The organism is Amnibacterium sp., from assembly GCF_025463795.1.
In the GTDB taxonomy this organism is placed as follows: domain Bacteria; phylum Actinomycetota; class Actinomycetes; order Actinomycetales; family Microbacteriaceae; genus Amnibacterium.
Genome location: NZ_JAODBE010000011.1, coordinates 1 through 9,100, shown reverse-complemented (window position 1 = coordinate 9,100; position 9,100 = coordinate 1). Strand labels below are relative to the sequence as shown.

The following is a 9,100-nucleotide window of genomic DNA, read 5'->3' as shown; positions in this document are numbered from 1 at the left end:
GCGGACCGCGTCGGGGGCGCCGTTCGACGTGACGGCGGTCGGGGCGGGCTCCGGCTTCGCGGCGAGCGTCGCGGCGTCGGTGGCGTTCGCCGCGCCTGGCGAGGTCGCGGGGGCGTCGGGCGTGACGCCGTTCCTGGCCGTCAGGGACGCGCCGTCGGCGGGCTCCTCGGCGGTCGGATCGGCCAGCGGCTCGGTCGTGGTCTCGCTGTGGCCGACGACGGCGTCCGCGTCGACGGGGTGGTACGCCTCGAGCACCGGCCACCAGGACCTGTCCACCGAGTTGCGGTCGGCCAGGAACCGCTCGTACAACTCGTCGACGAGCCACTCGTTGGCGCCGAACTCGCTTCCGGCGCCCTCCTCGGTCCCGGTCAACTGACTCGACACGGTGCTGATCGCCCACTTCCGTTTCGCATGATGAATCCGCCCTACCGAGGGTACGCCCGCGTACCCCCGGGGGCGGTCCGACGGATACCGTTTCGGCCATGCGTTTCCTCGCTGCCCGCCCTGCCCACGACCTCACCTACTCGGACGTCTTCCTCGTCCCCGCGAGGTCCGAGATCGGCAGCAGGCTCGGCGTCTCACTGGTCCCCGCAGACGGGACCGGCGCCACCATCCCGATCGTCGCCGCGAACATGAACTCGGTGACGGGACCGCGACTCGCGGCCGTGCTCGCCCGGCGTGGCGGCCTCGGCGTGCTGCCCCAGGACCTGTCCCCGACGGCCACGGCGGAGGCCGTCGGCTGGGTCAAGGAGCAGTCGCCGCGGTGGGACTCCCCGTTCGTGCTGACGCCGAACCACACGGTCTCCGACGCACTCGCCCTGCTGCCCCCGGTGCCCGGGCGTGGCGTGGTGCTCGTGGACGGCGGCGGCGCCCTCGTCGGCTCGCTCGAGGCGCCGCGCCTCGCGACCGCGCTGCCCGACGCCAGGCTCGGCGACCTGGTCAGAGGAGCCGGCTTCGTCCTCGACGGCTCGATCGCGGATCCGGAGGCGGTCTTCCGCGCGCTCGTCGACGCGGGGGCCGACTTCGCGCCCGTCGTCGAGGACGGAGTGCTGGCAGGGACCATCAGCCGCCGCAGCGCGGTGCGGCAGGCGATCTACACGGCCGCGCTGGACGGCCGGGGACGCCTCAGGGTCGCCGCCGCGCTCGGCATCAACGGCGACGTCGTCGGCCGTGCACGGGCGCTCCGCGACCTCGGGGTGGATGTGCTCGTGCTCGACACCGCGCACGGCCACCAGGAGGGCATGCTGTCGGCGCTCGAGCAGGTGGCCGCCGCCGACCTCGGCCTGCCGATCGTCGCGGGCAACGTGGTCACGCCCGAGGCGGTCGAGGACCTCGTCGACGCCGGCGCCGACATCCTCAAGGTCGGTGTCGGGCCGGGCGCGATGTGCACTACCCGCATGATGACCGCGGTCGGCCGGCCCCAGTTCTCGGCGGTGCTCGAGACGGCGGAGGCGGCGCGGGAGCTGGGTGCACACGTGTGGGCCGACGGCGGGGTGCGGTACCCGCGCGACGTCGCCCTCGCGCTCGCCGCGGGCGCGAGCTCCGTGATGATCGGCTCCTGGTTCGCCGGCACGATCGAGGCGCCCGGCGTGCTCGAGCACGCGCCCGACGGCGGTCTGTTCAAGCAGAGCTGGGGCATGGCGTCGACGAAGGCCGTCGAGGCGCGGTTCGGCGCCGAGGACCCGTGGCGGCTCGCCCGGCGCACGCTCTTCGCGGAGGGCATCTCGTCCTCCCGCATCGCCCTGGATCCGCTGCGTCCGGGTCTCGAGGACCTGCTCGACATGATCACGACCGGGGTGCGCTCGTCCTTCACGTACGCGGGCGCGTCGGACCCGGCGCAGTTCCGGGAGCGGGCCGTGGTCGGGGTGCAGTCGGCGGCGGGCTACGAGGAGGGCAAGGCGCTTCCCGTCAGCTGGTGACGGATGCCCGGCATGCAGCCGGCACGTAGACTCTGCCCTTCAATGGACCCCTGGCCCAGTCACGACGTGTTCCGAAGCCCGAGACGGGCTTCGGCGCTGGGCCCACGCCGGCCGTGCCGGTGGGGAGCGCCGCTGGCCAGGCCAGGACCGGCCTCCGCTCCCCGCTCCGGCGCGCCCGGCCGCCACCGAGCCTCTGCATGATCCTCGACGTCGTGCTCCTCGCCGTCGGCCTGGTCCTCACCGTGCTGACCGGCTTCTTCGTCGCCGCCGAGTTCTCGCTCGTGAACCTCGACCGGGCGGACCTCGAGTCGCGCCAGCGCAACGGGGCGAAGGGCCTCGGCCCCATCATCGGCGCCCTGCGGATCACGTCGACGCACCTCTCGAGCGCGCAGCTCGGCATCACGATGACGACGCTGCTGGCCGGCTACACGTTCGAGCCCGCCCTGTCGGCGTTCCTCGCGGTGCCGCTCGCGGCCCTGCACGTCTCGCCGGCCGCCGTCGATCCGATCTCGGCCGTGCTCGGGCTGCTCTGCGCGACCGTCATCAGCATGATCCTCGGCGAGCTGCTGCCGAAGAACCTCACCCTGGCGCTGCCCTTGAGGATCGCCCGGGTCGTCGTGCCGTTCCAGGTCGGCTTCACCGCGGTGTTCCGTCCTGCCGTCGTGCTGCTGAACCGCACCGCGAACGCCGTGCTGCGCGTCATCGGCGTCGAGCCGAAGGAGGAGCTGTCCGGTGCCCGCAGCGCCGACGAGCTCTCGTCGCTCGTGCGGCGCAGCGCCATGGAGGGGGTGCTGGACCGGGACACGGCGACGCTGCTCACCCGGTCGCTCAGCTTCTCCGGCCACACCGCGGCCGACGTCATGACGCCCCGCCCGCGGCTGTCCGTCGTGGCGCGGTCCGCATCGGCGGCCGACGTGCTCGAACTCGCCCGCCGCACCGGCTTCTCCCGCTTCCCGGTCACCGGCGAGGACGGCGTCGACGACGTGGTCGGCATCGTGCACGTGAAGCAGGCGATGGCGGTGCCTCGCGAGCGCCGCGCGGAGGTGCCGGTGGGCGCCATCGAGAGCAGGCCGCTGCGGGTGCCGGAGACGGTCACGCTCGACGCGCTGCTCGGCGAGCTGCGGGGCCGCGGCTACCAGATGGCGATCGTGATCGACGAGTACGGCGGCACCGCGGGCGTCGCCACCCTCGAGGACCTCGTCGAGGAGCTCGTCGGCGACCTCGTCGACGAGCACGACCGCACCCGGGCGGGCGTCGTGCGCGGCAGGGACTCGCTCACCTTCCCGGGCATCCTCCGTCCGGACGAGCTCGAGGATCAGGCGGGGGTGCGGGTGCCGGAGAGCGGGCTCTACGAGACGGTGGCGGGCTTCGTCGTGAGCGAGCTCGGCCGCCTGCCGCGCGTCGGCGACTCGGTGCGGATCGAGCAGGGGGCCCTCGAGGTGCTGCGCCTCGACGGACGCAGGATCGACCGCCTCCGGTTCCGTCCGGATCCGTCGGCGGGCGCCGAGGCGTCCCCGATGCGGGTGGAGGCGTCATGAGCGACTGGGGCGGCCTGCTCTGGCTGGTGCTGCTGCTCGTCGTCAACGGGTTCTTCGTCGCGGCGGAGTTCGCCGTCATCTCGGCGCGGCGCTCGCAGGTCGAGCCGCTCGCGGAGGAGGGCCGTCGATCTGCGCGCACCGCGCTCTCGGCGATGGAGCACGCCACGCTGATGCTCTCGACGACGCAGCTGGGCATCACGGTCGCCTCGCTGCTGATCCTCGAGGTGTCCGAGCCGGCGATCCATCACCTGCTCGACGTGCCCCTGGGCCTCACCGGCCTGCCGGAGGAGGCGATCGGCGCGATCGGGTTCGTGATCGCCCTGATCATCGTGACGTTCCTGCACGTCGTCTTCGGCGAGCTCGTGCCCAAGAACATCGCGTTCTCGGCGCCGAACCGGTCCGTGCTGCTGCTGGCGACGCCGCTCGTGTTCGTGTCCCGCGTCTTCAAGCCCGTGATCGCCGTGCTGAACGGCACCACGAACGGGCTCGTGCGGCTCTTCGGGGTGGAGCCGAGGAGCGAGGCGTCGAGCACCTTCACGCTCGACGAGGTCGCGACGATCGTCGACACCTCCCGCCGCGAGGGCACCCTCCAGGACGCCTCCGGCACCCTCTCGGCCACGTTCGAGTTCACGGAGAAGCGCGTCGCCGAGGTGACGGTGCCGCTCGCCCGGATCGTCTCGCTGGGCGAGGACGCCACTCCCGCGGACCTCGAACGTGCGGTCGCGCACTCCGGGTTCTCCCGGTACGTCCTGGTCGACGGATCCGGCGAACCGGTCGGCTACCTGCACCTCAAGGACGTGCTCGACCTCGACGACGACGAGACCGACCGGCCCGTGCCGGCGAAGTTCGTGCGGCAGCTCATCTCGGTGTTCTCGGACGCCGAGCTCGAGGACGCGCTAGCGACGATGCGCCGAGGCGGCAACCACCTCGCCCGGGTGTTCGACGCCCAGGGCACGACGATCGGGATCCTCTTCCTCGAGGACGTCATCGAGGAGCTGGTGGGCGAGGTCCACGACGCCACCCGCCGCTGACACGGGCGGGTCGGTCAGCGGCGGGCGTCATCGGACGCCCGTGACGCCCGAAGCGGCGCGTCGGGCTGGAGCTGTGGGCGAGCGCTGACCCGCGGCGCGCTCGGGGCGTGGCTCAAAGGTCGTCGGGCCGGAGGTCCTCAGCGCTGCCCGGCGCGAAGTCCGGAGACGGGCTCCGCTCCCCGCCGGGCCGCGCGCACGTACTGGGGCGGCCAGGGGGCCGGGGCGCCGAGCGCCTCGGCGGCGTCGAGCGGGAAGTGCGGATTGCGCAGAGCGGCGCGGGCGATCATCACCGCGTCGGCGTGGCCTCCGCTCACGACCGCCTCGGCCTGCTCGGCGGTCGTGATGAGCCCGACCGCGCTGACCGGCACCCCGGCGAGGCGTTTGACGGCCTCGGCGAGCGGCACCTGGTAGCCGGGAGCCACCGGGATCTCGGCGGCGGCGTTGCCGCCGGAGGAGACGTCGAAGAAGTCCGCGCCGGCGGCACGCGCCCAGCCGGCGACCGTCGCGGTCTCCTCGACGGTCCAGCCGTCGTCGCGCCAGTCGGTGCCGGAGAAGCGGACGAGTAGCGGCGTGCGCGGGGCGGCGGCCCGCACCGCGCGCACGACGTCGAGCAGCAGGCGGGCCCGGTTCTCGAGGGAGCCGCCGTAGGCGTCCGTGCGGGTGTTGCTGAGCGGTGAGAGGAACTGGTGCAGCAGGTAGCCGTGCGCCGCGTGCAGCTCGAGCGCGTCGAAGCCCGCCTCGATCGCGCGGCGGGCGGCCGCAGCGAAGTCGTCGACGACCTCGCCGATGCCCGCCTCGTCGAGCGCCCGCGGCTCGTCGTAGCCGGGGAACGCGATCGCGGACGGCGCGACCGTGGACCAGCCGCCGTCCGCGACGGGCACGGTGCCGGTGGCGCCGGCGAACGGCGAGTAGGTGGACGCCTTGCGGCCGGCGTGCGCGAGCTGCACGCCGATCACGGCGCCGACGCCGTGGGCGAAGTCGATGATGCGCGACCAGGCGGCGACCTGCTCCCCGTTCCAGATGCCGGTGTCCTGCGGCGAGATGCGTCCCTCCGGGCTCACCGCGGTCGCCTCGGTGAGCACGAGGCCCGCACCGCCGCGGGCGAGCGAGCCGAGGTGCACCAGGTGCCACGCCGTCGGCACGCCGTCCTCGTCCTCCACCGAGTACTGGCACATGGGGGCGATCCACAGCCGGTTCGGCAGGGTCAGCCCCCCGACCTCGATGGGGGAGAACAGCGAGCTCGTCATCCGGGGTTCCTCTCGGTGAGGGCGGTCAGGAACTCCACGAGGCCGTCCGGCCCGGTGAAGACGTGCCCCGTCGCGCCGATCGACTCGGCGCCGAGCACGTTCTCCGCCCTGTTGTCCACGAAGACGAGCGCGGCCGGTGCTATTCCGAGCTCCCGGCACACGTGCAGGTAGATCGTGGGGTCGGGTTTCAGCATCCGCAGCTCCCCGGAGACGAAGACCTGCTCGAACCAGCGGCTGATGGGGGAGTGGCGGAGGAGCCCGCCGTACTCCTCGGCCGCGTTCGACAGCACGGCGAGGCGCGTGCCGCCGGCCGTGAGCGCCTCGATGGTCGCGACGACATCGGGCTCCGCGCTGATCCAGGCGCGCATGTCGGCGTTCCAGAGGGCCTGACGGCGGGCGCTGTCCCACTGGGTGCCGCACTCGGCGGCGATCCGCGTCCAGTACTCGTCGGAGGAGAGGAAGCCGCCGTCGAGGTCGTTCCGATGCGCGGCGTAGGCCGCCCAGAACGGCCCGGCGGGGACGTCGGCGACGGCGAGGATCGCGGCCCGGTCGGCCTCGGAAGGGCTGCGGGAGATCACCTCCCCGTAGTCGAAGAGGACGACGCGGTCGGGGATCCGGATCTGCATGCGTGGACGTTACCGAGGCGCCTCCCGAACGGCCGCCGTACGCTGCCCGCATGCCTGAGGCGGAATGGGCGTCGTTCGGCGCCACGGAGTCGGCCCGCTGGATCGCGGTCCCGGCGGCGGGCGACGACAAGTACTCACGCGGCGTGCTCGGCGTGCTGACCGGTTCGGACCGCTTCCCGGGGGCCGCGGTGCTCGGCGTCGAGGGCGCCGGCCGCACCGGGGTCGGGATGATCCGGTACGTCGGTCCGGCGCGGGCGGCGGACTTCGTGCTGCACCGTCGGCCCGAGATCGTGACCGTCGACGGCCGCGTGCAGGCGTGGCTCGTGGGATCCGGGATGCCGCCGGAGCGGGACGACGCCCTCGAGCAGCAGGTGCGGGCGATCCTCGCCCAGGGCGTGCCCGTCGTGCTCGATGCCGGCGCCCTCGGCCTCGCGACCTCGGGCACCGGTCCCCTCGTGCTCACCCCGCACTACGGCGAGCTCGTGCCCGTGCTCGCGGCGGCGGGCATCGAGACCGACAGGACCGCGGTGCAGGCGGATCCGCGCGGCTGGGCGGTGCGGGCGGCCGCCGCGACCGGGGCGACGGTGCTCCTGAAGGGCTCGACGACCTTCGTCGCCGACGCCTCCGGCCCGCGCTTCGCGGTGCAGGCCGGACCGCCGTGGGTCGCGACGGCCGGGGCCGGCGACGTGCTCGGCGGGGTGCTCGGCGCCCTCGTCGCCACGCACGCGGACGAGATCGCCGCCGATGCGTCCGTCCTGGCGGAGCTCGCCGCCGCAGCGGCCTGGGTGCACGGCGAGGCCGGCCGCCGGGCGTCGGGCGGTGGCCCGATCGTCGCCCTCGACATCGCGGAGGCGCTCCCGCAGGTCGTCGCGGGCCTGCTCGCCGAGTGACGCGGCCTACGCTCGACGGGGTGTCGAGAGGAGAGCGACCGGTGCGATCCCGATCCGCAGCGGCCGCCGTGCTGGGCCTCGCCGCGCTGGGCCTGCTGAGCGGCTGCTCGGCGACCGAGAGCGCCGCGACCGCTGCCCCCGCCGGGCCGGCCAAGGACGGCACCTACCGGGGTGCGGGAGACTACGAGACCCCCGGCGGACCCGAGTCGGTGACCGTGACGCTCACCGTGCGGTCCGGGATCGTGCGGGCGGTGCAGGTCACCGGATCCGGCACGACGCCGAACGCGCAGCACTACGAGGCGGCCTTCGAGTCCGGCATCTCCGGCGTCGTCGTGGGGAAGAAGCTCGCCGGCCTCACGGTGGGCGCGGTGTCGGGCTCGTCCCTCACCGGCCAAGGGTTCGACGCCGCCCTGGACGCCATCCGCCGCGAAGCCGCCTCGTGACCTCGCCGGGCGCGGTCACCGTCTTCGATGCGATCGGCACGACCTGGCGGATCACCACCGACACCCCGCTGTCGCCCCGCCTGCGCCGGGACGTCGACGCGCTCGTCGAGGACTACGACCGCACGTTCTCCCGCTTCCGCCCCGACTCGGCCGTCACCCGCCTCGCCGCGACCGGGGGACCGGTGGATCTCGGGCCGTGGGCCCCGCCCCTGCTCGACCTGCTGCTCCGCCTCGCGCGGTCCACCGGCGGGGCCATGACCCCGCTCGTGGGCGGCGCCCTCGAGCATCTCGGCTACGGCCCCGGCTACCGGCTGGACGCGGCGAAGGGCTACCGGGCCGCGCCGCCGATCGACGCGCTGCACGTCGACGGCACCGCCGTCACCGTCGGCGTGCCCGCCGTGCTCGACGTCGGCGCCGCGGGCAAGGGGCAGCTCGTGGATCTCGTCGCGGGTCTCCTCGCCGGCGCCGGCCGCGCGGCCTTCGCGGTCGACGCGAGCGGCGACCTGCGGGCCGCCGGCCGCGCCGTCCAGGTCGCGCTCGAGCACCCCTTCGATCCGGGGGCCGCGATCGGCGTCGTGGACCTGCAGGACGCGGCGATCGCCGGATCCGCCCCGAATCGCCGTGCCTGGACGGCCACGGACGGCCGCCGCCTCCATCACGTGCTCGACGGCCGCACCGGCATGCCCGTGGACACGGTCGCGGCCACGTGGGCGGTCGCCGGCTCCGCCATGCTCGCCGACGCGCTCGCGACCGCGCTCTTCCTCGTGCCGCCGGAGGCGCTCGAGCCCGACTTCGCCTTCACCTGGCTGCGGATGGCCACCGACGGCCGCGCGCACTGGTCGCCGGACCTGCCCGGCGAGGTGTTCGCGTGATCGTCGTGGACCGGATCCGCGGGGCGCTCGGTCGGGTGCCGATGGCGCGGCTCGTCCTGCTGCTCCTCGCGGGCCTCGCCGCGGTCGCGATCATCGCGTCGATCCCGCACTGGATCGCGTATCCCACCGCGGGACTCGTGGCGGGGCTCGTCGTCGCGGTCGTCGCCGCCCGGCTCGCCGCGAGCCTCGTCGGCGCGATCGCCCGCGCACCGGTGCACGGTACGTCCTCCCTGATCACCGGGCTGATCCTGTTCCTGCTGATGTACCCGTCGACGCGGCCGCTCGACCTGCTGCTGCTCGCCGCCGCCGCGATCGTCGCGGCCGCCTCCAAGTACGTGGTGACGGTCGGCGGACGCCACGTGCTGAACCCCGCCGCCGCCGGCGTGTTCGTGGTCGGCCTCACCGGGCTGTCCGGCGGCGTCTGGTGGGTCGCGAGCCCGGTGCTGCTGCCGTTCGTCGCCGTGGCGGCCCTGGCGGTGGCGCTGCGCCTCGGCGCGGTGCTGCCCGCCCTCGTGCTCGTCGCGGCGGGCGCGG

At 74.4% G+C, this 9,100-nt stretch carries 8 protein-coding genes and 2 pseudogenes; 7 read left to right on the top strand and 3 right to left on the bottom strand.

Annotation, left to right across the window (positions count from 1 at the left end; genetic code table 11):
• A pseudogene (gene kgd, locus JWQ92_RS01060) lies at nucleotides 1-384 on the bottom strand (multifunctional oxoglutarate decarboxylase/oxoglutarate dehydrogenase thiamine pyrophosphate-binding subunit/dihydrolipoyllysine-residue succinyltransferase subunit); the annotation flags it as partial.
• A 98-nt stretch (nucleotides 385-482) separates the two neighbouring features.
• Between kgd and JWQ92_RS01055 the strand changes: the two are divergent.
• From JWQ92_RS01055 to JWQ92_RS01045, 3 genes are all read left to right on the top strand, one after another.
• Entirely contained in the window at nucleotides 483-1,919 is a 1,437-nt protein-coding gene (locus JWQ92_RS01055; protein WP_297342603.1) for a GuaB1 family IMP dehydrogenase-related protein, read from the top strand.
• A gap of 197 nt (nucleotides 1,920-2,116) precedes the next feature.
• Nucleotides 2,117-3,457: a hemolysin family protein gene (locus JWQ92_RS01050; RefSeq protein ID WP_297342602.1), complete on the top strand. Its 1,341-nt coding sequence runs from the start codon at nucleotides 2,117-2,119 to the stop codon at nucleotides 3,455-3,457.
• A complete protein-coding gene (locus tag JWQ92_RS01045) occupies nucleotides 3,454-4,488 on the top strand; it encodes a hemolysin family protein (RefSeq protein ID WP_297342601.1) in 1,035 nt (344 codons plus the stop codon). Before JWQ92_RS01050 ends, JWQ92_RS01045 begins: the two co-directional genes overlap by 4 nt.
• Nucleotides 4,489-4,625: 137 nt before the next feature.
• Here JWQ92_RS01045 and JWQ92_RS01040 read toward each other — a convergent pair whose 3' ends face one another.
• Together JWQ92_RS01040 and JWQ92_RS01035 are read right to left on the bottom strand one after the other, a co-directional pair.
• Complete coding sequence (locus tag JWQ92_RS01040) at nucleotides 4,626-5,735, bottom strand: NADH:flavin oxidoreductase/NADH oxidase (protein WP_297342600.1); 1,110 nt, start codon at nucleotides 5,733-5,735, stop codon at nucleotides 4,626-4,628.
• Nucleotides 5,732-6,361 carry an HAD family hydrolase gene (locus JWQ92_RS01035; RefSeq protein ID WP_297342599.1) on the bottom strand — a complete coding sequence of 210 codons (630 nt, stop codon included), beginning with the start codon at nucleotides 6,359-6,361 and terminating at the stop codon, nucleotides 5,732-5,734. Before JWQ92_RS01035 ends, JWQ92_RS01040 begins: the two co-directional genes overlap by 4 nt.
• A 50-nt stretch (nucleotides 6,362-6,411) precedes the next feature.
• On the opposite strand from JWQ92_RS01035, the gene JWQ92_RS01030 reads away from it, so the two are divergent.
• From JWQ92_RS01030 to JWQ92_RS01015, 4 genes and pseudogenes are all read left to right on the top strand, one after another.
• Nucleotides 6,412-7,251, top strand: coding sequence for an ADP/ATP-dependent (S)-NAD(P)H-hydrate dehydratase (locus JWQ92_RS01030; protein WP_297342598.1), 840 nt, complete (start codon nucleotides 6,412-6,414; stop codon nucleotides 7,249-7,251).
• A 41-nt stretch (nucleotides 7,252-7,292) separates the two neighbouring features.
• Nucleotides 7,293-7,694, top strand: coding sequence for a hypothetical protein (locus JWQ92_RS01025; protein WP_297342597.1), 402 nt, complete (start codon nucleotides 7,293-7,295; stop codon nucleotides 7,692-7,694).
• Nucleotides 7,691-8,566, top strand: a complete 876-nt coding sequence (locus JWQ92_RS01020; protein ID WP_297342596.1) for an FAD:protein FMN transferase — start codon at nucleotides 7,691-7,693, stop codon at nucleotides 8,564-8,566. The genes JWQ92_RS01025 and JWQ92_RS01020 overlap by 4 nt, the downstream gene beginning before the upstream one ends.
• Nucleotides 8,563-9,100: pseudogene (locus JWQ92_RS01015) on the top strand (oxidoreductase); the annotation flags it as partial. The gene JWQ92_RS01020 and the pseudogene JWQ92_RS01015, both read left to right, overlap by 4 nt.

Excerpts from the sequence above, each read along its gene's own strand:
- JWQ92_RS01055 (WP_297342603.1), top strand. The coding sequence starts at position 483 with ATGCGTTTCCTCGCTGCCCGCCCTGCCCACGACCTCACCTACTCGGAC.
- JWQ92_RS01050 (WP_297342602.1), top strand. The coding sequence starts at position 2,117 with ATGATCCTCGACGTCGTGCTCCTCGCCGTCGGCCTGGTCCTCACCGTG.
- JWQ92_RS01045 (WP_297342601.1), top strand. The coding sequence starts at position 3,454 with ATGAGCGACTGGGGCGGCCTGCTCTGGCTGGTGCTGCTGCTCGTCGTC.
- JWQ92_RS01040 (WP_297342600.1), bottom strand. The coding sequence starts at position 5,735 with ATGACGAGCTCGCTGTTCTCCCCCATCGAGGTCGGGGGGCTGACCCTG.
- JWQ92_RS01035 (WP_297342599.1), bottom strand. The coding sequence starts at position 6,361 with ATGCAGATCCGGATCCCCGACCGCGTCGTCCTCTTCGACTACGGGGAG.
- JWQ92_RS01030 (WP_297342598.1), top strand. The coding sequence starts at position 6,412 with ATGCCTGAGGCGGAATGGGCGTCGTTCGGCGCCACGGAGTCGGCCCGC.